At 60.6% G+C, this 23,601-nt stretch carries 24 protein-coding genes; 14 read left to right on the top strand and 10 right to left on the bottom strand.

From position 1 onward, the window contains the following. Nucleotides 1–11: 11 nt before the first annotated feature. Both RB216_RS18310 and RB216_RS18305 read left to right on the top strand, forming a co-directional pair. Nucleotides 12–965: a hypothetical protein gene (locus RB216_RS18310; protein WP_308907703.1), complete on the top strand. Its 954-nt coding sequence runs from the start codon at nt 12–14 to the stop codon at nt 963–965. A 91-nt stretch (nt 966–1,056) separates the two neighbouring features. Further along, complete coding sequence (locus RB216_RS18305; RefSeq protein WP_308907702.1) at nt 1,057–2,076, top strand: hypothetical protein; 1,020 nt, start codon at nt 1,057–1,059, stop codon at nt 2,074–2,076. Nucleotides 2,077–2,166: 90 nt separating this feature from the next. Here the strand turns inward: RB216_RS18305 and phnX are convergent, their stop codons facing one another. Both phnX and RB216_RS18295 read right to left on the bottom strand, forming a co-directional pair. Further along, nucleotides 2,167–3,018, bottom strand: a complete 852-nt coding sequence (gene phnX / locus RB216_RS18300; RefSeq protein WP_028616917.1) for a phosphonoacetaldehyde hydrolase — start codon at nt 3,016–3,018, stop codon at nt 2,167–2,169. Between the two features lie 50 nt (nt 3,019–3,068). Next, nucleotides 3,069–4,217, bottom strand: a complete 1,149-nt coding sequence (locus tag RB216_RS18295) for a 2-aminoethylphosphonate--pyruvate transaminase (protein ID WP_308907701.1) — start codon at nt 4,215–4,217, stop codon at nt 3,069–3,071. A gap of 110 nt (nt 4,218–4,327) precedes the next feature. Here RB216_RS18295 and RB216_RS18290 point away from each other — a divergent pair, with 110 nt between their 5' ends. Together RB216_RS18290 and RB216_RS18285 are read left to right on the top strand one after the other, a co-directional pair. After that, nucleotides 4,328–5,185, top strand: a complete 858-nt coding sequence (locus tag RB216_RS18290) for a LysR substrate-binding domain-containing protein (protein WP_308907700.1) — start codon at nt 4,328–4,330, stop codon at nt 5,183–5,185. Between the two features lie 99 nt (nt 5,186–5,284). After that, nucleotides 5,285–5,992: a YebC/PmpR family DNA-binding transcriptional regulator gene (locus tag RB216_RS18285; protein WP_028616915.1), complete on the top strand. Its 708-nt coding sequence runs from the start codon at nt 5,285–5,287 to the stop codon at nt 5,990–5,992. 122 nt (nt 5,993–6,114) lie between these two features. Here RB216_RS18285 and RB216_RS18280 read toward each other — a convergent pair whose 3' ends face one another. Both RB216_RS18280 and zapE read right to left on the bottom strand, forming a co-directional pair. After that, complete coding sequence (locus RB216_RS18280; protein ID WP_028616914.1) at nt 6,115–7,416, bottom strand: protein kinase; 1,302 nt, start codon at nt 7,414–7,416, stop codon at nt 6,115–6,117. A gap of 39 nt (nt 7,417–7,455) precedes the next feature. Beyond that, entirely contained in the window at nt 7,456–8,550 is a 1,095-nt protein-coding gene (gene zapE / locus RB216_RS18275; RefSeq protein ID WP_068935091.1) for a cell division protein ZapE, read from the bottom strand. A 215-nt stretch (nt 8,551–8,765) separates the two neighbouring features. Here zapE and RB216_RS18270 point away from each other — a divergent pair, with 215 nt between their 5' ends. From RB216_RS18270 to RB216_RS18240, 7 genes are all read left to right on the top strand, one after another. Next, nucleotides 8,766–9,263 carry a Csu type fimbrial protein gene (locus tag RB216_RS18270; protein ID WP_443704359.1) on the top strand — a complete coding sequence of 166 codons (498 nt, stop codon included), beginning with the start codon at nt 8,766–8,768 and terminating at the stop codon, nt 9,261–9,263. Beyond that, complete coding sequence (locus tag RB216_RS18265; RefSeq protein ID WP_028616911.1) at nt 9,257–9,799, top strand: Csu type fimbrial protein; 543 nt, start codon at nt 9,257–9,259, stop codon at nt 9,797–9,799. The genes RB216_RS18270 and RB216_RS18265 overlap by 7 nt, the downstream gene beginning before the upstream one ends. 18 nt (nt 9,800–9,817) lie before the next feature. Beyond that, nucleotides 9,818–10,360 carry a Csu type fimbrial protein gene (locus RB216_RS18260; RefSeq protein WP_025999725.1) on the top strand — a complete coding sequence of 181 codons (543 nt, stop codon included), beginning with the start codon at nt 9,818–9,820 and terminating at the stop codon, nt 10,358–10,360. Between the two features lie 2 nt (nt 10,361–10,362). Further along, on the top strand, nt 10,363–10,851 hold the full coding sequence (locus RB216_RS18255) for a Csu type fimbrial protein (protein WP_308907699.1): 489 nt from the start codon (nt 10,363–10,365) through the stop codon (nt 10,849–10,851). 25 nt (nt 10,852–10,876) lie between these two features. Beyond that, nucleotides 10,877–11,665 (top strand): fimbrial biogenesis chaperone, encoded by a 789-nt coding sequence (locus RB216_RS18250; protein WP_028616909.1) that lies wholly within the window; start codon nt 10,877–10,879, stop codon nt 11,663–11,665. A 139-nt stretch (nt 11,666–11,804) separates the two neighbouring features. Next, complete coding sequence (locus RB216_RS18245) at nt 11,805–14,099, top strand: fimbria/pilus outer membrane usher protein (RefSeq protein ID WP_308908889.1); 2,295 nt, start codon at nt 11,805–11,807, stop codon at nt 14,097–14,099. After that, nucleotides 14,096–15,067 (top strand): Csu type fimbrial protein, encoded by a 972-nt coding sequence (locus RB216_RS18240; RefSeq protein ID WP_028616907.1) that lies wholly within the window; start codon nt 14,096–14,098, stop codon nt 15,065–15,067. Before RB216_RS18245 ends, RB216_RS18240 begins: the two co-directional genes overlap by 4 nt. Here the strand turns inward: RB216_RS18240 and RB216_RS18235 are convergent. Then, complete coding sequence (locus RB216_RS18235) at nt 15,064–15,801, bottom strand: anti-sigma factor family protein (RefSeq protein WP_028616906.1); 738 nt, start codon at nt 15,799–15,801, stop codon at nt 15,064–15,066. The two genes, RB216_RS18240 and RB216_RS18235, sit on opposite strands and share 4 nt — an antisense overlap. After that, nucleotides 15,798–16,304: an RNA polymerase sigma factor gene (locus RB216_RS18230; RefSeq protein ID WP_122729159.1), complete on the bottom strand. Its 507-nt coding sequence runs from the start codon at nt 16,302–16,304 to the stop codon at nt 15,798–15,800. The genes RB216_RS18235 and RB216_RS18230 overlap by 4 nt, the downstream gene beginning before the upstream one ends. A gap of 183 nt (nt 16,305–16,487) precedes the next feature. Between RB216_RS18230 and RB216_RS18225 the strand changes: the two genes are divergently transcribed. Further along, nucleotides 16,488–17,570: a catalase family peroxidase gene (locus tag RB216_RS18225; RefSeq protein ID WP_308907698.1), complete on the top strand. Its 1,083-nt coding sequence runs from the start codon at nt 16,488–16,490 to the stop codon at nt 17,568–17,570. Further along, on the top strand, nt 17,567–18,106 hold the full coding sequence (locus tag RB216_RS18220; protein ID WP_028616903.1) for a cytochrome b: 540 nt from the start codon (nt 17,567–17,569) through the stop codon (nt 18,104–18,106). Before RB216_RS18225 ends, RB216_RS18220 begins: the two co-directional genes overlap by 4 nt. Nucleotides 18,107–18,139: 33 nt before the next feature. On the opposite strand, the gene RB216_RS18215 is transcribed toward RB216_RS18220, so the two are convergent. After that, on the bottom strand, nt 18,140–19,291 hold the full coding sequence (locus RB216_RS18215) for a M14 family metallopeptidase (RefSeq protein ID WP_028616902.1): 1,152 nt from the start codon (nt 19,289–19,291) through the stop codon (nt 18,140–18,142). A 465-nt stretch (nt 19,292–19,756) separates the two neighbouring features. Beyond that, on the bottom strand, nt 19,757–20,098 hold the full coding sequence (locus RB216_RS18210; protein ID WP_028616901.1) for a DUF6124 family protein: 342 nt from the start codon (nt 20,096–20,098) through the stop codon (nt 19,757–19,759). Between the two features lie 132 nt (nt 20,099–20,230). On the opposite strand from RB216_RS18210, the gene RB216_RS18205 reads away from it, so the two are divergent. After that, on the top strand, nt 20,231–20,863 hold the full coding sequence (locus RB216_RS18205) for a LexA family protein (protein ID WP_028616900.1): 633 nt from the start codon (nt 20,231–20,233) through the stop codon (nt 20,861–20,863). On the opposite strand, the gene RB216_RS18200 is transcribed toward RB216_RS18205, so the two are convergent. Both RB216_RS18200 and RB216_RS18195 read right to left on the bottom strand, forming a co-directional pair. Beyond that, entirely contained in the window at nt 20,860–22,785 is a 1,926-nt protein-coding gene (locus RB216_RS18200) for an acetyl/propionyl/methylcrotonyl-CoA carboxylase subunit alpha (RefSeq protein WP_308907697.1), read from the bottom strand. The two genes, RB216_RS18205 and RB216_RS18200, sit on opposite strands and share 4 nt — an antisense overlap. Beyond that, entirely contained in the window at nt 22,782–23,588 is an 807-nt protein-coding gene (locus RB216_RS18195; RefSeq protein ID WP_028616898.1) for a gamma-carboxygeranoyl-CoA hydratase, read from the bottom strand. Before RB216_RS18195 ends, RB216_RS18200 begins: the two co-directional genes overlap by 4 nt. Nucleotides 23,589–23,601: the final 13 nt, after the last annotated feature.

Raw genomic sequence — 23,601 nt, 5'->3', positions numbered from 1 at the left:
AGGTGTTTGATATGGGTTTTATGTCGTGTGAATCCGTCGGAAGTTGCAATGCGTGGCCAAATATGCAAGGTTTGAGTTTGAAGTCAAATCAACAAGAATTGGCTTCGGTTGCGGGGGCGAAACTGAGAGTGCCAGAAGTTGACGTGCATCGGTCTAGTGCGCCGAACGCTAAAAATATTCAAGAACAACTGGATGCTTTGTTGCCGGCGATGGGTGCTCTCGTCATGAAAATTAATACGATGCTGGAACATAAAAGTACACCCTCACCCAAGCCAATTAATAGTGTTTTAACCTCTCCAGCTCTGACTAAGCCGGTTGATCAGGCACCTTTAGTCCTCAGTGAGAGCACTAAGGCCTATTCGGCATTTTCTACAAAGAAAGTTGGCGAAAAACCAGATGATGTTTATAGAGGCGTAAAATTTTCCGATTACAAGAACGAACCAGTACTTTCATCGATAAAGGCAGCAATGGAAAGGTTTGGTCAGAGCCCTCTGAGTGTCTATGCAAGTGTGACGCGGTCCGGTAAAGGTTACGATATCGTCATGAGGGACGGTGTGAAGGTCAGTATTACTCTCGGGGAAATAGCCAAAGCAAAATTATTGTGTGGGTTCCAATATGAGAGTGGCAGGGAAAACGGGAAAATGTTTAAAGATGTTGTGTTTATGTATGCGGCAAGTGCTAAGAGAGTTCAGCTGGAGCGTCGTGAAGATAAACCGTTGACTTATGACGAGGCTCTCAAGGTGCTTGTCTCTCATCCAGGGGCGTACGAGAGTCTGAAGCGGTTGGGGATTATTGAATATGTCCGCTCCTCAACGGCCCAAGAGCTCGTTGAAACTGGAGCTATAGGTGTTGTGGAACACGGGGGGAATACAAACTTCGCACGTGAGGGATTGCTGGATGGGTGCAATAGGAAGAAAAGAATGCCGTCAGCCAGTGATTGCCGATCTGTTTATAGGCTTGTTTGATTGGATTTTATTAGGTGGTTTCCATTGCTTGGGTGACTGATTTTTCTGCATCAGTTTGCGCAGGCGTCTATTATATTTTAGAGGGTGTGAAATGAACTGCTGCCATGTGTCAGGTGTTACCGGGTTGTCAGGAGATGTCGGTATATATTCGGATAAGAGTATCACGCCCAAACCTGTGGAGCGAGAAGCAATCCGCTCGGGATTTTCAGTTGCTACGAAAAACGCTTCATTGCTTCCGTCTGTCAAAATGTCGAGTCTTGATGAGGTGGGGGGCGCTATTGGAAGTTTGATGTCCCTTGTTGCTGAATTAACGGCGGCGGTTGAGTTATTGCTGCGGATGAAATCAAGTGATGATCGTCGAGACGAGAAATCCAATTCTTTAAATGTATCGCATGATAAGAAAGACATCAGTCCTGTTTTGAATGATTCTCCCGTGAAGCCGTTAATAGATAAGAAAAGTGTGGCTATCTTCAATGAGAAGGCCGTCGGGATTCCCAAGGATATTTGGTTTGGACTCACTGAGGGAGAATTCAATAACACTGGTATGGTGGCGGGGATCAAGGCTGCAATGATGAGGTTTGGTCAGAGCCCCACAGAAGTGTTTACTTCAGTCAGAGAAGAAAGGGGGGGCTATGAAGTTGTAATGAAGGATGGCTATAAGGCATATCTTGCCCGAGAAGAAGTTGACAAGGCTCGCCAGTGGGCAGACTTTAACGGTGCTGATGCGGGGATGGTCAAAGATGCTACTTTTATGTATGCGGTGGCTGCCAAGCGCGAACAACATAACAGATCGATTGAAATTCGCAACGGCGGGGTAATCCAGTATAGCGACGAGCCGTTCGAGGCTGCAATGGATTCGCTGAATAACTATTTTTGGGGGAGCAAGGCCTTGGTGAATTTGGGCCTCTCCGACTATATGCACGAGATGCCGTATTCGCAAGCAGAGTCAGAAGGCGTGGTGGGGGTAGTGAGTGTTAACTATCAAAGTCTGCTTATGACAGACGGTAATGTCGATTTGTCTGGGCCGCAGAAGCTAGAGGGTTCGGTTAGAATACAACGGGATTTTTTCGGTGAGGAGGCTGGTGATATTACCGTACATGCACTGCGTTAGTAATCAGTGCATATACGTAGAATAGCGGGGGCGTTGTGGTGTAACTCTACTAATCCAAGCCCTGTGTTGGAGCCATCAGGTGCTAATAGCTCACCTCATCGAACAAGGTGAGCCATTAATGCTCTGAGGCATCTCGCCTTCAGCCAGGCGCCGGTTGATGTCAGCGATCACTGCAGGCAGGTCATTGATGGTGTCGATCAAGTAGTGCGGGCGCGAGCCTTCGAACATCGCCTCGATCCGTTTGCGCTCGCTGGCCAGGGTCCTAGCATCCAAGGCGCGGAATTGCTCGTAGGTCAGGCCCAGCGCATTGCCGGAGCAGGTCAGGGCCACGGTCCACATGCCGGCGCGCCGCCCTTCGAGGATGCCCGGCACGGTGTCGTCGACCTTCACGCACGCCGCCACATCGTCAATGCCCAGGGCGATGACGTTGGCCAGGGCCTGGGCCGGCCATGGGCGACCGTTGGGCACTTCGTCTGTGGCGACCACATGGTCGGCGATATAGCCGTTGGTGGCGGCCAGGGCGACGACTTTATCCATGACTTGCTTGGGGTAGCCGGAGCAGGAACCGATCTTGATGCCTTGCACACGCAACCGGGCGATGGTGTCGAGGGCGCCAGGGATCAGCGCCGAGTGTTCGGCGATCTTCTCGATCTGCAAGGGCATGAAGCGCTGGTAGATAGCTGTCACGTCGTCATCGGTCGGCGTACGGCCAAAAGCCTTGCGGTAGCGCTCAGCGACCTGCGGCTGGTCGCAAAGGGTGCGGATGTGGTCCCACTTGCCCATGCCCATTGGGCCACGGGCTTCTTCGATGGAGACTTGCACGTCGAATTCGGCGAAGGCTTCGACAAAGATCTGCGTGGGGGCGAAGGAGCCGAAGTCGACCACGGTGCCGGCCCAGTCGAGGATCACCGCCTGAAGGGTGTTGGGGTTCTGATAGTTCATACACAAATCCTGTAGGAGCTGGCGTGCCAGCGATGAACGAAAATGAGGTTTTACAGAATGACCGCGTCGCCGGTGATCGCCGGCAAGCCGGCTCCCACAGGTTGGAGCACATTCATGTCTTGCAGTACTTGCGCGATCGCGGCGACGGCTGCTTGCATGTCCGTCGCATCCACATGCCCGATGCAGCCCACACGGAAGGTTTCCACCTGGGTCAACTTGCCCGGATAAAGGATGAAACCCTTGGCCTTGACCCGTTCGTAGAAGTCCTTGAACTGGTAGCGCGGGTCCTGGGGGGCGTGGAAAGTGACGATGATCGGCGCCTGGATTTCAGTCGGTAGGAAGCTGCGCAGGCCCAGTTCGGCCATACCGTCGAGCAGTGCCTGGCAGTTGCGTGCATAGCGTTGATGGCGGGCGGGCAAACCGCCTTCCTCGACGTATTGCAGCAGCGCTTCGTGCAGGGCTGCGACTACATGGGTCGGCGGGGTGAAACGCCATTGGCCGGTTTTGGCCATGTAGGCGTTCTGGTCGAACAGGTCCAACGCCAGGGAGTGGCAATTGCCTTGGGCCGCGGCCAGCGCCTGTTTATCGGTGAAGACAAAACCCATTCCCGGCACGCCTTCCAGGCACTTGCCTGACGCGGCGATCAGCGCATCGAATGGTACTTCGCGGGCATCGATCGGCAGCGCTCCAAACGAACTCATGGCGTCGATGATCAGGCGCTTGCCGTGGGTTTTCACGACTTGGGCGATCTCGGCCAGGGGGTTGAGAATGCCGGTGCTGGTTTCGCAGTGGATCAGTGCGACGTGGGTGATGGCCGGGTCGGCTTGCAGCAGACCGTCCACATCGGCGGCGGTGGTGGGTTCGTCCTCGGCGGTTTCAAAGGTGCTGAAGTCGCGGCCGAGCACTTCACAGATTTTTGCCAGGCGCTTGCCGTAGGCGCCGTTGATCAGCACCAGCACCTTGCCGTTACGCGGCACAAGGGTGCCGATGGCGGCTTCGACGGCGAAGGTGCCGCTGCCTTGCAACGGCACGCAATGGTGGCTGGCCACACCGTCGATGATTGCCAGTAATTGTTCGCAGACGCTGGCGGTGAGGCGGTTGAAGCGGTCGTCCCATGAACCCCAGTCCACCATCATGGCCTGGCGGGTGCGGGCGGAGGTGGTCAGCGGGCCGGGCGTGAGCAGGATGGGCGTCGTCATTACAAGTCCTTGCGAAGCATCGGATGAATCTACGGCGCCTAAATTGCAGTTTGGCTTGTCATCAATCAAATTGTTTGTTGTTATGCGAGCTATCAGTGAGGCCGATAGCTATGAACCTGTTTCAACTGCGTGCATTCGATGCCGTGGCCCGCGAGGGCAGTTTTACCCGTGCGGCGGCGCGGTTGTTTATCAGCCAGCCGGCGGTGACCGGGCATATCAAGGCGCTGGAAGAGCACTATCAGATCCCGTTGTTACGCCGCACTGCCAGGCGCGTGGAATTGACGGAGGAGGGCGCGCGGTTGGCGGCTATCACCCGGGCCATCTTCGGCCTGGTGGACGAAGCGCAGACGATGCTCGAGGCCAACCGCCAATTGCTCATTGGGCGCCTGGAAGTCGCGGCCGACGGCCCGCACCTGGTGATGCCGATGATCGCCAGTCTGCGTACGCGCTACCCCGGCATCACCGTCAACCTGCGCTTGGGCAATGCCCAGGAAACCCTGGCTGCGTTGCTGTCTGAGCATGCGGATGTGGCGGTGCTGACGGAGGTGGAACCGCGCAACGGCCTGCATCTGCAGCCTTTGAGCGAATCACGGATTTGCGCGCTGGTGCCGGCCAGTCACCCGTGGGCCGCGCTGCCCAAGGGGATCCGCCTGGAGCAACTCAATGAGGTGATCATGGTGCTGCGCGAGCCGAGTTCCATCACCCGGCGTACGTTCGATGACGCTTGCCTGGCTGTCGGTGTACAGCCCAAGGTGCTGCTGGAACTGGACAGCCGCGAGGCGGTGACCGAAGCCGTTGCCGCTGAATTGGGCGTAGGCGTGGTGTCGTCGATGGAGGTCAGCCCGGACCCGCGCGTGCGCGCCGTGCCGATCCAGGGCAACGGGCTGGTTAACCGGCACATGCTCGGTTGCATGGAGCGGCGTCGGTCGTTGCGCTTGATTCAGGCGTTTTTCGAGTTGGCGCCCTGACGGTTTTTTGGTGGAACGTTGCGTTTTTGCGCTATAAACTCTGCCCCCAAAGCGCCGGCCAGTAGACGTTTGGGCGCGATGGACAGAAGAGAGTGAGTCATGGGCGCACAGTGGAAAGTCAAACATAAAGAAGCGGCAGCCAATGCCAAGGGCAAGATCTTCGGCAAGCTGGTGAAAGAAATCACCATCGCCGCCCGCAACGGCGCCGACACCTCCACCAACGCCCACCTGCGTCTGGTGGTGGAACAGGCCAAAAAGGCCTCAATGCCCAAGGAAACCCTGGACCGCGCCATCAAGAAAGGCGCCGGTCTGCTCGGCGAAACCGTGCAATACCACCGCGTTACCTACGAAGGCTTTGCGCCGCACCAAGTGCCGCTGATCGTCGAGTGCGTGACCGACAACATCAACCGCACGGTGGCGGAAATCCGCGTGGCTTTCCGCAAAGGCCAACTGGGCGCTTCCGGTTCCGTGGCCTGGGACTTCAACCACGTCGGCCTGATCGAAGCCTCGCCGGACAGCCCGGACGCCGATCCGGAAATGGCCGCCATTGAAGCTGGCGCCCAGGATTTCGAAGACGGCGAAGAAGAGGGCACCACCTTGTTCATCACCGAGACCACCGACCTCGACGCCGTACAGAAAGCCTTGCCGGAGCAAGGTTTCACCGTGCTGTCAGCCAAGCTGGGCTACCTCTCGAAGAACCCGGTGAGCGGTTTGAGCGATGAGCAGATGGCTGAGGTTGAAGCCTTCCTCGAGGGCTTGGACAACCATGACGACGTGCAGGATATGTTTGTCGGGTTGGCTGGCTGATTTTTAGCAGGATACATGTGATCTAAATGTGGGAGCGGGCTTGCTCGCGAATGCGCAGAGTCAGTCAACATATTGATTGACTGATACACCGCATTCGCGAGCAAGCCCGCTCCCACATTGGTTTAGTGGTGTTGTATAGAACCCAGCATGGTTTCGATTTCGTCGAACCCCGGCCGCGCCAGCACATCTGGCTGACAGCAGCTTTTTTCCAGCCTAACCAACTCATCACTGGCCTGTCCTTCAACCCGCTCCAGCAGTTCCCCCAGCAAAATCCCGAACGCCCGCACTTCAATCCGCTGCAATGCCCTGGTTTCCACGCTATCCGCCGTCGCATGGAACGATGCCGCGCCAAAATCCCCCAGCAAGCAGTCGCCGGCTGCATTCCACAGAATATTGTGGCCATACAGGTCACCGTGGGTGATGCCGTGCCGGTGCAGGTGCGCGGCGACCGAAGCGATGCCCCGTGCCATGCGCAGCGCCACTTCCAGGCTGAAGCGAGTTCCCGATTCATAAATGTCGCGGGTGCACGACGCCAGGCTCGGCAAGGCCGCGAGGTTGCGGTAGCTCGGGTCGATCAGGTCCATGACCAGTGCGGCTTGGTCATCCGGGTGGCCGACCACGCGGCCCTCTACCTTGATCAGGTTGGGGTGCAGCCCGGCAGCGATGCAGGCCTGCATTTCGTGCAGCGGCGAGCCATCGCTGGTGATGGTGCCTTTGTAGAGTTTGACCGCGACGGGCTGGCCTGACGGTTTCCACAGGGCCTTGCGGATAATGCCGGAAGCGCCTTCGCCAAGGACTTCGGCCAGTTCCAGCTCTGGCCAGGGAATGTTCGGCGTAGCGTCATCACCCGCTACGTCCACGGCCATTTCCACAGGGTTGCCGGCATAGGCCAGCCAAGCCAGGCTTGGCAGTGTCAGTAACCATTCCGGCAGTTGGGAGAAGCGGTTGGAGGCGATGCGCAGCAATTCGAGGTTATGGCAGTTGGCCAGGCTTTCAGGCAGGTGCGCCAGTTGGTTGCCGGCCAGCATCAGCTTTTGCAGGAGCGGTCGCTTGCCCAGTTCATCGGGCAACTGGCTGATCCGGTTATCGGTGAGGATCAACCAGCGCAACAACGGCGGCAGCGCGGCGGCAGGCACGTGGCTGATCTGGTTGGCCTTGAAGCCGATCATGCTCAATTTGGCGCATTGGCCAAGGCTTGCCGGCAACTCGGTGAACCGGTTGTCCGAGCAGAACAGCACGCGCAGATGGGGCAGCCGGTGCAGGTCGTCTGGCAGGCTGCTCAGGGCGTTACCGCTGAGGTTGAGGATCTCCAGGGAGTCGGCCAGTTCGAAGATTTCCCGCGGGAATTCGGTCAGCCCGCAGGACAGGTCCAGGCGGGCGATACCGGCCAGTTGGCCGGCCTTGAGTTGGTCGAGGGTATGCATGAACGGGGTGGTCACTCGGCAAAGGGGCATCAATGGCGCTCATGATACCGGGTCGGGTGCCAGTTGCGGGTCAGCCTGTTGCAATTGTCCCAAACGGCTGGCGGTGCGGGCCAGGTCGATGGCCTGGCCGCTCAGGGCAAGGTCTAGGGGCTGCGCGCCGATCAGGATCAGGTGCTTGTCCCGGTCGTAGAGCACGTCCACCAAGTTGATAAAACGTTGCTGTACGGCGATTGGGCAGTCTGCCAGTTGAGGCAGGCCGTCGATGGTCCAGTGATCGTAGTCCTGGCACAGCAGCAGGTAGTCCATTACTGCGGTCAACTGCTCGCAAAGATCGCTGAAGGTGAAGGCGATGGAGCGGCCTGCGCGGTGACGGCAGATCAACGTCCGATTGCCGACGGCCAGGGGCTGTGGTGGGCAGTCGGCAGCGGGAAGACCCAAGGCTTCGCGCTGACGCGCAGTCCCCGGCCAAACGTACTGACCGCTGGTAAAGCGTTGTGTGCTTTGGGCCTGGGGCAGGCTGCGAAAGTCCTGGGGCGAACTGACTTCCAATACCTCCATGCGCGCATCGATCAGGTCGATCACCGGCTTGAAACGCTCGTGGTACAGCGGGTTGGGCAGCAGCCCCTGTGGCGCATAATTGGACGTCACCAGCACCAGCACACCGCGTTGGAACAAGGCTTTGAACAGCCGTGTGATCAGCATCGCGTCGCCGATGTCGTGGACGTGAAACTCGTCGAAACACAACACCCGGCAGTCCGTCAGCAGTTCGTCGAGGGTCACGGCCAGCGCATCGTCTTGCTCACGGTGTGTGAACATGCCGCGATGCAGGCGCGCGAAAAAATCATGGAAATGCACGCGCTGCTTCTCGGTAATCGGCAACGCTTGGAAAAAACCATCCAGCAGCCAGCTTTTGCCGCGCCCAACCGGCCCGTGCAGGTACAGGCTACGGGTGTGCCGGCCGGCGAGCAGGTGCTGAGTTTCTCGGGCCAGGGCAGCAATGGCTCGGGTTTGTCCGGCACTGAGGGTGTAACCCTGTTGCTCGGCTTTTTGCTGGAAGAACGCGGGGATAGGTGAGGCGTCGAGGGCGTCGGTTTTCTTGCCGAGCAGGCGACGGATCAGGGAAAGCGCGGCCAATGCGAGTCACTCTGTATTTCAGTGGTCGCTCACTTTAGGGCGACTGCTGCGTTTTGACCAATAGAGAAGGGCGTTGCGTGCTATCTCGAAAAGGCATGTCACGCTTGCAAGCCTGCCCCGACTGGCAGTTTCTCGTTGAGTGACTAACCTTCTACACAGCAGTCACCCCTGTACAAGGATTTGGGGCAGTGAAGGGACGAGCAGTATTGGCAGTCATGGGCGCGATGCTCTGCAGCACGGCTTTCGGGGCGCAACTCCAGGTGGAGGTGCGTATAGACGTGCGGCGGGGCTGCCAGTTGGTGGGCACCACCCGCAGTGCTGGCATCGAGCAGCTTGGCGTATTGGATTTCGGCAGCGGCGCGCGTCTGGATGACCCGGCCGGGCCCCTGAGTGCGGCACTGATCAGTCAGCGCCAGCCACGGCTGGAATGCAACCCGGACACACCGTATCAGGTGCGTGTGGATGGCGGCCTGCATGGCGGCACCGGTGAAGTGCGTTACCTCAGCGCTACCCCTTTGATCAAACCTATTCCCTATCGAATTTATGCCGACGCCGCGCGGCGCGTGCCGTTGCCGGTGGATGTGCCGATCAGTGGTCGCGTGCCGGACGCAGGCTTCGTCGACCTGCCGCTGTATGGCCGCATCGAGCCGCTCAAGGACATCCCCGCCGTCGGCCGCTACACCGACCTGCTCAAGGTTACTGTCACATGGTAAGCCGCTATCTGGCCGTGATGGCCATGGGAGGCCTGCTGGTGCTGGCGGATGACGTGCAGGCGGCTGTCGCCACCGGGTTTATCCAGGCGCGACTGGTGATCACCGCCAGTTGCGAAGTGAGCAAAGGCGTCGAGAGCGCGCCGGTCAACCCCACGGGCGGTACGGCGATGCTCGACTTCGGCAGCCAGGGACCGACTTGGAACAACACGCTGGGCGCAGCGGTCTCCGACGGCGACAAGGCGCCGCTGGCGGTGTCGTGCAACCCCTCTGTCTCAAGCTTCACCGTGACTATCGACGGCGGTACCAACGGCGATGGCACTACGCGGCGCCTGAGCAATGGGCGTCAGATGATTCCGTATCGGCTGTCCGCCGATCCACAGGGCCGCAGCACCTACAGCATCGGCCAGCAACGCAATTTTGTCGTGGCCAAGGGCACCCAGATACCGATCCCGGTGTTTGGCTCCGTGGTGGCAAATACCAGTGCCTTACCGGCAGGGATCTACACCGACACGTTGACGGTGACACTGGACTGGTAACTCAAGAGGATGAACACCATGCATGTACTTGTTTCGCGTTTAGGCGCTTGCGCGCTGGGGCTGGCAATGGCCTCCAACCTCAATGCGGCAACCACGGTCACCGGCCAGATCACATCGAGCCTGATATTGATCGCCAGTTGCCAGGTCAACGGTTCCGGTGCGGCGACCGGGCTGAACTTCGGTAGCTTGAACTTCGGCACCACCAACAGCCTGTTCACCAACGCCGATGCCCAGTTGCTTGGCGGCACCGGCACCGGCGGGGCGCTGTCGATCCTGTGTTCCAGCGGCACCACGCCAGCGGTCAAGGTGCGTGCCGGTGCCCATGACGGTGCGTCCCCGGGTGGCAGTCGTGCGTTGGCCGACGGTGCAGGCAACTTCGTGCCCTACGACTTCTACACTGACAGCGGCCACTCCGCGCTGTTGGCGATTGACGGCGTGATCACGCTCGCCACCAGTACCGGCGTGGCGCAAACCGTCAATCTCTACGGTCGGGCGGTGGGCAAGGCGGGTCTGCCAGCCGGCACTTACACCGACACCGTGGCCGTGGAACTGACGTTCTAACGATGTGGCTCAGAGTGTTGCTGGCCTGTGGGCTGGCGGTGCCGCTGCCGTTGCCGGCGGTGACCAGCCAGAGCTTCCAGGTGAGCGCGACTATCACGCCGGGTTGTCTGATTGTGGGCGGGGGCTCCAATTACGGCGCGTTGACCTACGGCAGTTACTCGGCCCTGGCCACCAGTACGGTCACGGCGGCGTTGACCGGGGGTGTCACCTTGCAATGCACGCCGGGGGTGACATTGAGCATGAGCGTCGACGGCGGCCTGCACAGCAGCACCGGGCGCAATCTGCAGCTCAACAGCGGCAGCGCGCGGGTGGCTTACCAGTTGTTTCGGGATGCGGCGTTCAGCCAGAGCCTGGGGATCGGCCAGAGCGTCAATGTGGCGTACAGCGATGCGAACAACATCAGCCTGCCGATCTACGGGCGGGTGCAATTGCCGGGCAATCAGCCTGGGGGGACATACAGCGACACGCTGCAGGTGCAGCTGACGTGGTAAGGCAATCGGTATAAGGAGTGGGGTTATGCGTTCACCTTCCCGGCGGCTGTGGGCCGCGGGTATTGCCTTGAGTGCGGTGTGCACGGCGGGGTTCGTACAGGCAGCCAGTTCGGTGCTGATCTGGCCCATCGACCCGGTGCTGGAGGCCGATCAACAGGCCAGTGCGTTGTGGTTGGAAAACCGTGGAAGCGAAACCGCGAGCCTGCAGATTCGTGTATTTGCCTGGAGCCAGAGCGGCTTTGACGAGCAATACCAGAACCAGCGCGATGTGATCGGCAGCCCGCCGGTTGCGCGAATCGAGCCTGGGCAGAAACAACTGGTACGCCTGACCCGCACCCGCGAAGTCCCGCCGGGACAAGAGTTGGCCTACCGCATCATCATCGATGAAATCCCTTCGCCCTTGCAGGTGCCGACACCGCCGGAGGGCAAGAACACTGCGGCGGCGATTCGCTTCCAGATGCGTTACTCGGTGCCGCTGTTTGCCTATGGCGCCGGCCTGTGGAGCAAGGAAGACAGCACACGCCAGCGCGACCCCAAGGGAGCAGGCAAGCCAGACTTGAGCTGGCACAAGGTTACGGTGGCGGGGCGCAACTACATCGAGGTGCGTAACCAGGGCGCCGTGCATGCGCGCCTCACCGATGCCTCATTCAAACAGGGCGGCCAGACCAAACCCCTGGTGGATGGCCTGTTGGGCTACGTGCTACCGGGCGCGACCATGCGTTGGCCAGTGCCGGATACGCTGTCGGCTGATCAGCCCCTGCAAGTCAGGGTCAACGGTGCGCAACAGTTGGAGAACCTGGCGCCGAAGCGGTAACCGAGTGTAGCGGGGCGGGACGCTCCGGGATTTAAACGGATGGAGATGTCCATTGAAGGACACAACGCCATGTGTGAGTCGTGGTCGGGCTCGTCGTCTATGGCCGTCGGTGGCAGTGGTAAGCGGGCTATGGGCCGCCATGGTTGCGCCCCAGGGCGTGGCTGGCGACCTGCCACCGCCGCCGAGCAGTATGGAGGCTGTCGCCGATGCACAGTTGTTTCTGGAGCTGGTGGTCAACCAGATGGACACCGGTCGCGTCATCGCGGTCGATCAACGTGCCGGGCAGCTCTTTGTCCCCGCCAGCGCGTTGCAGGATGTGGGCATGAAACTACCCGGTGACCTGAGTGGCAGCGTGGCGTTGGACACCATCCCAGGCCTGCACAGTGACTACGACAGCAATGGTCAACGCCTGCTGCTGGATGTGCCGCCTGCCTGGCTGAAGGAACAGTTCATCGGCAACCGCAACACCTACCCGCGCACCCAGGCGATGAGCAGTTTCGGCGCCTTGCTCAACTATGACCTGTACTTCAACGATACCGACGAAGGCGGCAGCTACCTCGCCGCCTGGAACGAAGTGCGGCTGTTCGATACCTGGGGCACCTTGTCCAATACCGGGCAATACCGCCAGACCCTGGCCGATGGCGTCAGCAGCAGTACCTTCAACAACGGCTACCGGCGCTATGACACTACCTGGCGTTTCTCCGATGACGAACGACTGCTGACATACGAGGCCGGTGACGTGATCAGCGGCGCCTTGCCCTGGAGCAGCTCGGTGCGTCTGGGTGGGGTGCAGTTTTCACGGGACTTCGCCGTGCGCCCGGACCTGGTGACCTACCCCTTGCCGCAATTTGCCGGTGAGGCCGCGGTGCCGTCGTCGGTGGACCTGTTTATCAACGGCTACAAATCCGACAGCGCGTTGCTGCAACCAGGGCCTTACACCCTGACCAACGTGCCATTTATCAATGGTGCCGGTGAGGCGGTGGTGGTGACCACCGACGCGCTGGGTCGCCAGGTGTCGACCACGGTGCCGTTTTATGTGACGAGTTCGCTGCTGCAAAAAGGCCTGACGGATTTCTCGGTGGCCGCCGGTTCCTTGCGCCGGGAATACACCTTGAAGGATTTCGCCTACGGGCCTGGCGTTGCCAGCGGCACCTTTCGTTATGGTTATTCCGACAACCTGACTCTGGAAAGCCACGCCGAAGCCTCCAGTGACCTGACCCTCGGCGGCCTGGGTGGCAACCTGCGGCTGGGCAACTTCGGCGTGCTCAACACTGCCGTCAGCCAAAGCCAGTTCGAAGGGCGCAGCGGCCAGCAACTGAGCCTGGGGTATTCATACAACAGCACGCGCTACAGCCTGTCGTACCAGCGGGTCGAACGGCGCGACGAGTACGCCGACCTGACTCTGGTCGACACCCCCTATGCCAGCCTCAGCAAACGCAGCGAGCAAGTGACCTTGAGCCTCAACCTTGAGCGCTTCGGCAGCCTGGGCGTAGGTTACTTCGACGTGCAGGCAGCGGACGATTCGCGCACGCGCTTGCTCAACCTGAGCTGGAGCAAACCCCTGTGGCACAACACCAGTTTCTACCTGTCGGCCAACCGTGAGATCGGCGACAGTAACTGGGCGATGCAGGCGCAGTTGGTTATCCCGTTCGACCTCAACGGCAGCCTGGCCGTGAGCACCGAGCGCAGCAAGGATGGCGCCAGTCGCCAGCGCCTCAATTACAGCAGCGCGGTGCCGAGCGAGGGCGGGGTGGGCTACAACCTCGGTTATGCTCAGGGCGATGGCGCGGCGTACCGGCAGGCTGACCTGACCTGGCGCTTGCAGTCGGTGCAGTTGCAGGCCGGCGTGTACGGCAGCAGTGACGCCGAGACGCGTTGGGCGGATGCCAGTGGCTCGCTGGTGTGGATGGGCGGCGATATGTTTGCCGCCAACCGTATCAATGATGCGTTTGTGGTGGTGAGTACTCAGGGCTTCGCCGGGATTCCGGTGCGCTATGAAAACCAACTGGTGGGTGAAACCGACCGTAATGGCCACTTGCTGGTGCCATGGAGCAGTGCGTACTACCGCGGCAAGTACGAAATCGATCCGCTGAACCTGCCGCTCAACGTGCAGAGCCCGAATGTGGAGCAGCGTGTGTCGGTGCGCCGTGGCAGTGGCTACCTGCTGGAGTTCCCGCTGCGCCGGGTGCTCGCGGCCAGCGTCACCCTGGTGGACACCGAGCATCAGGAACTGCCCCTGGGCAGCCTGGTGCTGCACGAGCAGAGCAACCAGCAGGCGGTGGTCGGCTGGGATGGCCTGGTGTACCTGGAAAACCTCTCGGCGCATAACACCTTGCAGGTCACGTTGGGTGAAGGGCGTACGTGCCAGGCGCGGTTCGAGATGGACGAGCAGCAACAAGGCGTGCCGCTGATCGGGCCGTTGGTGTGCCAATGAGGGGGCTGGGGTGGCTGTCTGTCGTAGGCGTAGTGTTCTCGGGCCAGGCCATGGCAGCGTGTTCGGTGGTGACCACGCTGCCGGCGAGCTTCGGGTCGATCAGCTCGATGACGGTACGCACGGCGGCGCAGGCCACGTCGACAGCCAACTCAGGGTTGAGCTGCACCTCGGCATTGATCTCGCTGCTGGTGTCCTCCGACCATTTCTACGCGACGATCACCTCCTCCAAGACCGGCATGGTCGGGCCTACCGGTGACGTCATCGGCTATACGATCTACGCCAACAACAGCACCAGCTTTCCGATAACCCGTGGGGCGCAATTCGATTTTGGCGGGGCGGGGGGCATTGCCCAGAGCATCGGGTTGATCGCGGGGCCTGGCTCGAAAACCGTGCCGCTGTACGTGAGCAGCATCACCGGCAGCAACGTCGCCGCTGGCTTGTACACCGAGACCTTGAACATTGCCTGGAACTGGAACTACTGCTCGGGGATTGGCATTGGCGGTGTCTGCCTGGGCCGTGACATCGGCAGTGGTACCGCCGCTTTGACGGTGAGCATGACCGTCACCAATGACTGCCAGATCACCGCGCCCAATATCAGTTTCGGCAGCGCCCCGGTGATCAGTGGTTTCACCACGGTGACCGGGCAGGCGAGCATTTCCTGCACCAAGGGCAGTGCGTACAGCGTAGGGTTGAGCGACGGCCAGAATTCCGTCAGCGCGGGCGGGCGGCGGCGGATGATCTCAGGCAGCAACTACCTGGCCTACGACATCTTCAAAAGCGCCGGCACCACCCGTTGGGGCAGTGTGGGCGCGGCGCGTCGCGACAGCTCCACCGCCGAGGTCAACCCCGGCAATGGCCTGGGCACCGGCAGCCAGGTGTTCAACTACAACGCCAGGATCTATAGCGATCAAACCACTCCGCCGGCCGGCACCTACCTCGACAACGTGGTACTCGACGTGGGCTTCTAGAACTTCAGCATCGCCGGAGTGGGCTGGTCTGCCGGGCTGACCACCGCATAGTTGTAGCCGGCACCGGACCAATATTGGGCCTGCAAACCATCGGCACTGCGGCTGCCACGGGGCAGGAAACCGTTCTCCGGTCCCGGTGGGCGGATATAGAAACTGATGCGCCGGCCTTGCGGGTCCTCATATAGCACCATGGCCGCGGCGCCTTGCTCGGTGGTGAGCAGGCGCCCGCTGACCGGTGTGAACCCGGAAGCACTCAGGTCCGGCAGGCGGTGTGCCTGGTTGAAGTAGCGGTCGAGCCAGGCCTGCATCGTGCCACTGCCTTGCACTTTGTAGTCGGCGGGCATGATGCTGTCCTGGGCGAATAAGCGGAACGCCTGCATCGCATCGGCCATGGGCAGTTGGGCGGGCTGGGTGGCTTCACGGGCGTGCCAGCCACCGATACCGCCGAGGCTGATAGCGATCAGCAGCACGGCGGCCGTAGCAAAATGGCGCCGTGATTGACGCTTGATGCGCTGACGGATCAGCGCCGGGTCCAGGTCCGGGTTGGCCGGCTGTTGCAGGGCACCGCCCAGCGCGGCACGCAGCAACTGCGCGTCGTGTTGCCAGGCGTGGACCTGGGCGGCGACATCCGGGTGGGCGGCCAAGTAGGTTTCAAGCATGCGGCGATCACTCTCCAGCAGTTGGTGATCGACGTAGGCATGCAAATCGCGTTCGCTGGGGGGCAGGCTGATCATTTGAGTATCCGCAGGGAAGGGCTGGCAATTTCGCCATCACTGAGTTGACGCAAGGCTTGGCGCGCCCGTGACAGGCGCGACATCACGGTGCCGATGGGCACCTCAAGAATCTCGGCGATTTCCTTGTAGCTCAGGCCTTCGACCGAAACCCACAACAGCAGCGCGCGCTGCTCGGTGTTGAGTTGGTCGAAGGCTTGCAGGGTCGCTTGGGCGATCACCGTACGTTCCACCGACGGCTGCGCATCGTCGCGTCCGGTGAAGAATTCCAGCATGCGCGCATAGCGCCGGGTGCGACGGTGGGCATCGAGGAACTGCCGGTAGAGGATCGAAAACAGCCAGGCGCGCAAGTCGCCTTCAACGCGTTTGTCGGCCCAGCTGATGATCGCCCGCTCCAGGGTCGACTGCACCAGGTCGTCGGCGCTGCTGGCGTTACGGGTCAGGGACACGGCAAAACGCCGCAGCCTGGGGATGAGTTCACGTAACTGTTCGTCGAGTTCATGCATGGGAATCTGGCTGGTCACTACGCTGGGACTAGAGAGACGTGCGGCGTGTACGGTTATTCCCGATCCTTGGAAATAAATCAAAGGCCAGGGAATAGAGCCGATCGACGTTCGTCTTAATGCTCCGACCTTATGTTCACCTCTCATTATGTTCACCCCTAAGGCCTTCGGCCCTGGAGTTCCTTCATGGTAGATCACTCATCACCGCCCCGTCCTCCGCTGAGCACTGCGAGCCTGATCGCGCGCCTGGCAGGTATCGGTGCCGTGGTTGCGGTTGTGGCGGGGGCTTTCGCCTACGTCAATGGCACCCTCGACCCACAGCGCCTGCGTCCTAAAACCCTGGTCAATGCCCTGGAAACCAACAACGGCGTGCACCCTGGCTTCCGGCGTAACCACGCCAAGGGTGTGTGCGTGGCCGGGTATTTCGAGAGCAGTGCCCAAGTTCGTGCCTATTCCAGCGCCCAGGTATTCAGCGAGCCCAGGACGCCGTTGATCGGTCGGTTCGCCTTGCCGAGCGGTAACCCCTACGCGCCGGACAGCAGTGTGCCGATCCGCAGTTTTGCCGTGCAATTCAGCCAGGCCAACGGCCAGCAGTGGCGCACCGGCATGAACAGCATGCCAGTGTTTCCGGTGGGCACGCCCGAGGCGTTCTACCAAATGCTCAAGGCCGGTGCACCGCAGCCTGCCACCGGCAAGCCGGACCCGGCGAGCATGCCGGCATTTTTTGCCGCCCATCCCGAGACTGCGCCGTTCCTGGCGTGGGTCAAGACCGCCAAGCCTTCGGCCAGTTATGCCACCGAAACCTACAACGGTATCAACGCGTTCTTCCTGGTAGGGGCCGATGGCAAGCGCCAGGCCGTGCGTTGGGGCGTGGTGCCGCAGCGTCAGGATGCGGCGGGCGATCTCGCCGCCGCCGGCAGTGATTTCCTGGAGAAGGACCTGGTCCAGCGCCTGGCGATCGGGCCGTTGCGCTGGCAATTGAACATGACCCTGGCCAACCCCGGCGACCCGGTGGACGATGCAAGCAAGGCCTGGACTGGCGAGCATAAAGTCATCAACGCCGGCACCTTGGTGCTGCAAAGCAGCCAGCCGCAGGCTGATGGCGATTGCCGCGATATCAATTTTGATCCACTGATTCTGCCCAGCGGCATCGAAGCCTCCAATGACCCGTTGCTGGCAGCTCGGTCGGCGGCGTACGCCAGTTCGTACCTGCGTCGTGCCGGTGAAGTCAGTCCGTTGCACAACGCCCCTCAGGAGTCGAAACCATGAATGCCCAACCGCGGTTTTTCGCACCCCTGGCGCGCCTGCTGCACTGGCTGATGGCGCTGATGGTCATCGCCATGCTGTTTATCGGCGCGGGCCTGGCGGCTTCTGTTTCGGAGCGCCATGAGTGGTTGATCCACCTGCACAAGCCGTTGGGGATCGCGATCCTGGCCTTGGTGATCGTGCGCTTGGTCGTGCGCTTCGCCACGCGCCAACCGCCGTTGCCTGCCGACTTGCCGCTGTGGCAAGTACTGGCGGCCAAGGCGTCCCATCTGGTGTTGTATGCGCTGATGCTGGTGTTGCCGCTGCTGGGCTGGGCGATGATTTCGGCGGCGGGCGACCCGGTGATGCTCAGCAGTTCGGTGCAGTTGCCGGCGCTGGTGGGGGCGAATGCGCCGTTGTTCGCGGTGCTGCGCAGGGCCCATGGATTTCTGGCGTACCTGCTGTTCCTGACGGTGCTGTTGCACTTGGCGGCGGCGCTGTTCCATGGGTTCATCCGCCGCGATGGTGTGTTGCAAAGCATGACTGGCAGTAAACGCTGAGTGTGTAGGAGCCGGCATGCCGGCTCCTTGGGGTTAGCGTAGGGCCGTCACGATATCGGCGACCGTGCTCAATACGTCCTTGCCCAGTTGCTTGGAGCGTTCACCGGACCAGCCGGTTGTAACGTTGGGGGCGTCGTCGTTGTCCTTGAAGGGCATCTCCAGGGTCAGTGACAGGCAGTCGTATTGCTGGCCTACCGCGTTGCACGCCAGGGTCATATTGGCCTCGCCGGGCAGGTCGCGGGTGTAGCCGTAGGTGGTCTGGAAGTCGCGGGTCAGGCCGCTCAAGTGGCTGCGGAAGTGTTTTTCCAGCCTCTCGATGCGTGGGGTGTAGCCGGGATTGCCTTCGCAGCCGGCGGTAAAGACGTAGGGGATTTCTTCGTCGCCATGGATATCGAGGAACAGGTCGACGCCGTATTTTTCCATCTGTTGTTGCACGAACAACACTTCTGGGCTGATCGCTTGGCTGGCGCTCTGCCATGCGCGGTTGAGGTCCTGGCCCATGGCGTTGGTGCGCAGATGGCCGTGGAACGCGCCGTCCGGGTTCATGTTGGGCACCAGGTACAGGTCGGCGACTTTCAGCAGGTTTTTCAACTCGTCATCACCGTCCTGTTGCAGGCGTTCGATGATGCCTTCCATAAACCATTCGGCCATGTGTTCGCCAGGATGCTGTTGGGCGATGATCCAGACCTTGCGTCGACCGGCGCCGCCTTTGCCGCGACGCAGCAGTTGGATATCACGGCCTTCGACACTTTTACCGGTGGCCAGCAGTTGGGTACCGGCGCGGTTCAAGGCTTGCTCGATCAGCCAGTCGTGACGCTCACGGCTGTAGGGTTCGAAATAGGCGATCCAGGCGTGCCTCTCACGGGTCTCAAGGCTGATATGCAGGATTTCCCCATCAAAGCGCGAGGGCACCCGAAACCAGTTGATATGGTCGTATGACGCCACGGCGTTGTAGCCGCTCCACGCGTGTGGGTAGGAAGACTTACCCGCGTTACTCAGGCGAAAAGTGTGGGTGTGGCCCACGTGCATGCCTTCGGCCTTGAAGTGGAACCATTGGAAATGCTGGCTACGGGTGTCGGGTTTGATCGCCAGCAACAACTGGTGGGAATCGTGGGCATCCAGTACCTGGATATTGCCACTGTCGAAGTCGGTGCTGATCTTAATGGAGGTCAAGGCCACGGTCATAGTCTGGTTGCCTGAATATGAGTGTTGTGGCGGCTATATTACACAGGAGTCTGGTAAAGACTGGACGCAAAATTATTGCACGGGGGAGGGGGCGTCATCCTTGACGCCGCAGCAGCTTAGAATCTATGAGATTGATTCTCAAGCGCTATTTCGCAAAGGTTTGGACTAGAGCGTTCGACTGGCTTTCTTTTGACGATGGTCTTTTGCTACCATGCGCGCCATCGAGCAACACACAGTCTTCATTAGCCTGAAGCCATGCCAGGGAAACTGGCAAAAAAAAGACCCGGCCAAAGAGCCGGGTCAAAAACCGTGATTAGCCTGATGAGGAGATATTCCAAGAGTCCGACCTAAGGTCCCTTGGTCTATCGACTGATCTCGCGATCAGCTAGGTCCAATAATAATCATTATCATTTGCAAGTCAAATGTTTTTATCCGTGAGATAGAAATATTTTTCTTCTGCGCCTGTTATCCGTTCGCTCGAGCCGCTGGCGCCTGCAACGACCGCTCCACCATCGCCTTCGCCATATCAATCAAGTACACCACCGAAAACGCCAGGTCGCGATGGTTGCCCTGGTGGCTGCTCGCAGATTCATAGGCCGTGGCTGCGGCACTGCGCAACAGGTCCGAGGCGTGCACCAGGGCTTCCTCCTGGCTGATGCCTGGTTTGATGGCGAACAGGGCGTCGTCAGGGGCTGTCGTCGACATATCTTCTTTCAAGTAAAAGTCCAATGCGCGCCGGACGGCACCGCTGCTACGCAGGTCGTGGTCTTCAGGGGTTTCGGGTAGGGGATACGGGCTGGTCGTCATAAGGGGCGGTACTCTGTCGTGGGTGTCAAAAACCTTATGTCCGATGATAGTACGTATCGTATTCATGTCGTTTTATGGATTACTACAAACTGTTTATTGCCCTGAAAACTGCGTGACGTATTGTCAGCGCCCATGGATAACTGGATAGCGTTGGTCAAGGCCAACATGGAAGACCGCAAGGTCACGCAGGGTGAATTGGCTGAGCGCCTGGGCATGTCTCAAGGCGGCGTGGGGCATTGGCTCAATAAACGCCGTGCGCCTAGCGTCGTGGATATGAACCGGGTGTTGGCGGCGTTGGGGTTGGGGTATCTGGAAGTCGCGCTGGACATTCGCGAGCGGGCCGAGGAAGTCCCTGTGCAGAAGCACTACACCCCGTATTTCCGCTACCCGGTCAGCGATTGGAGCGGGCTGTGCGAGGTCCGTGAAGAGCGTGCGGCCTATGGCGCTGCCCGCTTTGAACTTACCGATTACCATGCCCAGGGCGAAGCGTTCTGGCTGCCGGTCAGCGGCGACGCTATGACCGCGCCCAGCGGACTGAGCATCAGCGCGGGCATGCTGATCCTGGTCGACCCGGCCATTCAGGCCGAGCCTGGCAAGCTGGTGGTCGCCCAATGGGCCGCGAGCCCCCAGGCGACCTTCCGCCAATTGCTGGAAGAAAGCGGCCAGCTCTACCTGGTGCCGCTCAATCCCACCTACCCAAAGCAGCTATTCACTGATGACTGCCACATCCTGGGCGTCGTTGTGCAAGCCACGGCAAAGTTCTAGCCGGCCGGTTCGAGTTCCACCAACGCGCAACCTTCTGCGACCATTTCACCTTCCTGGCAGAACAGCGCCTTGATCACCCCGGCTTGAGGCGCGCGGATGCTGTGTTCCATCTTCATGGCCTCCAGCACCACCAGTTGCGTGCCGGCCTCAACGTTTTGGCCGACCTCCACCAGCACCCGCACGATACTGCCGTTCATCGGCGCCGTCAGGCCGCCTTGATGGGACTGGTTGGCCTCAACCGCCGCAATCGGGTCGAACACTGTCACGCCCTGCATCTCGCCGTCCCAGCGCAAAAACACGCAGATGCCGCTGCGAACTGCCAGATGGCTGCGACGCACGCTTTGTTGCTCGATCAGCAACTGTTCGCCTTGCAAGTTCGGCGCATCCGCGGCCAGCGTGACTAACCGATCCTGGCCATTGCAGCTCAGATGCAGCGAAACTTCGGCAGGCAACCCGGCACGAAACCCTCGCGTCTCCCCCCAAGGTCCATCACCCTTCGGCAAGCTCTGAATGAAGGCCGCGCCCGCCGCTTGCCAGAATTCATCACTCAATTCCCCAGGCGCCGGCAGCAACTGTTCCTGATAGCGCGGAATGAACCCGGTATCCAACTCGGCTGCCGCAAATGCCGAGTGTCCGATAATCCGCCGTAAGAAGCCCAGGTTGGTCTTGAGCCCGCCGATGGCAAACTCCTCCAGCATGGCCAACAATCGCAATCGCGCCTGTTCACGGTCTTCACCCCAGGCAATCAGCTTGCCGAGCATGGGATCGTAGAACGGCGACACGCTGTCGCCTTGCTCCACACCGCTGTCCACGCGGCGCCCAGGGCCCGGTGCGGATTCGCGGTACAGCGCCAGGTGACCGGTGGCAGGCAGGAAGTCATTGGCCGGGTCTTCGGCATACAGCCGCACTTCGATCGCATGGCCGACCAGCGGCACCTGCTCCTGGGTGATCGGCAACGCCTCGCCCTGGGCGACACGGATTTGCCAGGCCACCAAGTCCAGGCCGGTGATCGCCTCGGTCACCGGGTGCTCCACTTGCAGCCGAGTGTTCATCTCCATGAAGAAGAACTCACCGCGTGCGTCCAGCAAGAACTCCACGGTGCCTGCGCCGACATAGCCGATGGCCTGGGCGGCGCGCACGGCGGCTTCGCCCATGGCCTTGCGCTGTTCAACACTCAGTCCCGGTGCTGGCGCCTCTTCGACGACCTTCTGGTGACGACGCTGGATCGAGCAGTCACGTTCATTGAGGTACAGGCAATGTCCATGCTGATCGGCAAACACCTGGATCTCCACATGGCGTGGCTTGAGCAGGTACTTTTCCACCAACATCTGCCCATTGCCGAAGGACGACAGTGCCTCGCGCTGTGCCGAGGCCAGGGCTTCGGCCAACTGGCTGACATCCTCGACCACCTTCATGCCCTTGCCGCCTCCACCCGCCGTAGCCTTGAGCAGCACGGGATAGCCGATGCGCTCGCAGGCTGCGCGGAAGGTCTCCAGGTCCTGGGCTTCGCCGTGGTAACCCGGTACCAAGGGGACCCCGGCGGTTTCCATCAAGGCCTTGGCGGCCGACTTGCTGCCCATGGCATCGATGGCCGAGGCGGGCGGGCCGAGAAAGATCAATCCGGCCGCTTCAATCGCGCGGGCAAAACCTGCGTTCTCCGACAAAAAACCGTAACCCGGATGGATCGCCTGGGCACCGCTGGCCTGGGCTGCAGCGATCAGTTTGTCGATTTGCAGGTAGCTGTCAGTGGCCTTGCTGCCGCCCAGGTCGACGCGGATATCCGCCTCACGGCTGTGGCGCGCATCGCGGTCAGTGGCGCTGTGCACCGCCACGGTGGTCAGGCCCATGGCCTTGGCGGTGCGCATCACTCGGCAAGCAATCTCGCCACGGTTGGCCACCAGTAGGGTCGTCAACATGCTCATGAACGCGGCTCCTGCGATTGCCAGCTGGGTGGACGTTTTTGCAGGAAGGCGCGCAGGCCTTCCTGGCCTTCGGCGCTGACACGGATGCGCGCAATGGCGTTTTCGCAATAGCGGCGCAGGGCCGGGGTGAGGGCACCGTGGCCCACTTCGCGCAGCAAGTCCTTGCTGGCGCGCATGGCCGCCGGGCTGTTTTGCAGGAGGTTGGCAATCCACTGTTCGACCTGTTGATCCAACTCGCTGATCGGATAGCTTTCCGCCAACAAACCGATCTCCCGTGCCCGTTGGCCACCAAAGCGCTCAGCGGTCAACGCATAGCGCCGTGCTGCACGCTCGCCGATGGCTTGCACCACGAACGGACTGATCACCGCCGGCGCCAGGCCAATGCGCACTTCCGACAGGCAGAACTGCGCATCGTCCGCACCAATCGCCATGTCACAGCAACTGATCAGCCCCAGCGCACCGCCGTAGGCCGCGCCTTGCACCACCGCCAGGGTCGGGATTTTCAACTTGGCCAGGTTGTACATCAACTCGGCCAACTCACGGGCATCGTCCAGATTGGTGTGGTAATCCAGCTCGGCCGATTGCTGCATCCAGGCCAGGTCGGCCCCGGCGCTGAAATGCTTGCCGCGCCCGCGCAGCACCAGAAAGCGCAGGGATGGATCACCCTGTACGTGGTCGAGGGCGATGATCAGTTCGCGGATCATCTCTGCGTTGAACGCGTTGTTCTTGGCTTCACGACTGAGCCACAGCGTGGCAAAGCCACGGCGGTCGGTGATCAGTTCGAGGGTGTTGAAGTCGCTCATGGGATACAGCTCC

This window comes from Pseudomonas canadensis (assembly GCF_030980095.1).
GTDB lineage: Bacteria > Pseudomonadota > Gammaproteobacteria > Pseudomonadales > Pseudomonadaceae > Aquipseudomonas > Aquipseudomonas canadensis.
This window is presented reverse-complemented; position numbering and strand designations above follow the sequence as displayed.

Coding starts and splice junctions, on each gene's coding strand:
- RB216_RS18220 (WP_028616903.1), top strand. CDS start 17,567: ATGAATGCCCAACCGCGGTTTTTCGCACCCCTGGCGCGCCTGCTGCAC.
- RB216_RS18270 (WP_443704359.1), top strand. CDS start 8,766: ATGGGCGCGATGCTCTGCAGCACGGCTTTCGGGGCGCAACTCCAGGTG.
- RB216_RS18215 (WP_028616902.1), bottom strand. CDS start 19,291: ATGACCGTGGCCTTGACCTCCATTAAGATCAGCACCGACTTCGACAGT.
- RB216_RS18305 (WP_308907702.1), top strand. CDS start 1,057: ATGAACTGCTGCCATGTGTCAGGTGTTACCGGGTTGTCAGGAGATGTC.
- RB216_RS18250 (WP_028616909.1), top strand. CDS start 10,877: ATGCGTTCACCTTCCCGGCGGCTGTGGGCCGCGGGTATTGCCTTGAGT.
- RB216_RS18255 (WP_308907699.1), top strand. CDS start 10,363: ATGTGGCTCAGAGTGTTGCTGGCCTGTGGGCTGGCGGTGCCGCTGCCG.
- RB216_RS18295 (WP_308907701.1), bottom strand. CDS start 4,217: ATGACGACGCCCATCCTGCTCACGCCCGGCCCGCTGACCACCTCCGCC.
- RB216_RS18210 (WP_028616901.1), bottom strand. CDS start 20,098: ATGACGACCAGCCCGTATCCCCTACCCGAAACCCCTGAAGACCACGAC.
- RB216_RS18240 (WP_028616907.1), top strand. CDS start 14,096: ATGAGGGGGCTGGGGTGGCTGTCTGTCGTAGGCGTAGTGTTCTCGGGC.
- RB216_RS18225 (WP_308907698.1), top strand. CDS start 16,488: ATGGTAGATCACTCATCACCGCCCCGTCCTCCGCTGAGCACTGCGAGC.
- RB216_RS18235 (WP_028616906.1), bottom strand. CDS start 15,801: ATGATCAGCCTGCCCCCCAGCGAACGCGATTTGCATGCCTACGTCGAT.
- RB216_RS18260 (WP_025999725.1), top strand. CDS start 9,818: ATGCATGTACTTGTTTCGCGTTTAGGCGCTTGCGCGCTGGGGCTGGCA.
- RB216_RS18280 (WP_028616914.1), bottom strand. CDS start 7,416: ATGCATACCCTCGACCAACTCAAGGCCGGCCAACTGGCCGGTATCGCC.
- RB216_RS18195 (WP_028616898.1), bottom strand. CDS start 23,588: ATGAGCGACTTCAACACCCTCGAACTGATCACCGACCGCCGTGGCTTT.
- RB216_RS18245 (WP_308908889.1), top strand. CDS start 11,805: ATGGTTGCGCCCCAGGGCGTGGCTGGCGACCTGCCACCGCCGCCGAGC.
- RB216_RS18205 (WP_028616900.1), top strand. CDS start 20,231: ATGGATAACTGGATAGCGTTGGTCAAGGCCAACATGGAAGACCGCAAG.
- RB216_RS18230 (WP_122729159.1), bottom strand. CDS start 16,304: ATGCATGAACTCGACGAACAGTTACGTGAACTCATCCCCAGGCTGCGG.
- RB216_RS18265 (WP_028616911.1), top strand. CDS start 9,257: ATGGTAAGCCGCTATCTGGCCGTGATGGCCATGGGAGGCCTGCTGGTG.
- RB216_RS18285 (WP_028616915.1), top strand. CDS start 5,285: ATGGGCGCACAGTGGAAAGTCAAACATAAAGAAGCGGCAGCCAATGCC.
- RB216_RS18310 (WP_308907703.1), top strand. CDS start 12: ATGGGTTTTATGTCGTGTGAATCCGTCGGAAGTTGCAATGCGTGGCCA.
- RB216_RS18290 (WP_308907700.1), top strand. CDS start 4,328: ATGAACCTGTTTCAACTGCGTGCATTCGATGCCGTGGCCCGCGAGGGC.
- RB216_RS18200 (WP_308907697.1), bottom strand. CDS start 22,785: ATGAGCATGTTGACGACCCTACTGGTGGCCAACCGTGGCGAGATTGCT.
- phnX (WP_028616917.1), bottom strand. CDS start 3,018: ATGAACTATCAGAACCCCAACACCCTTCAGGCGGTGATCCTCGACTGG.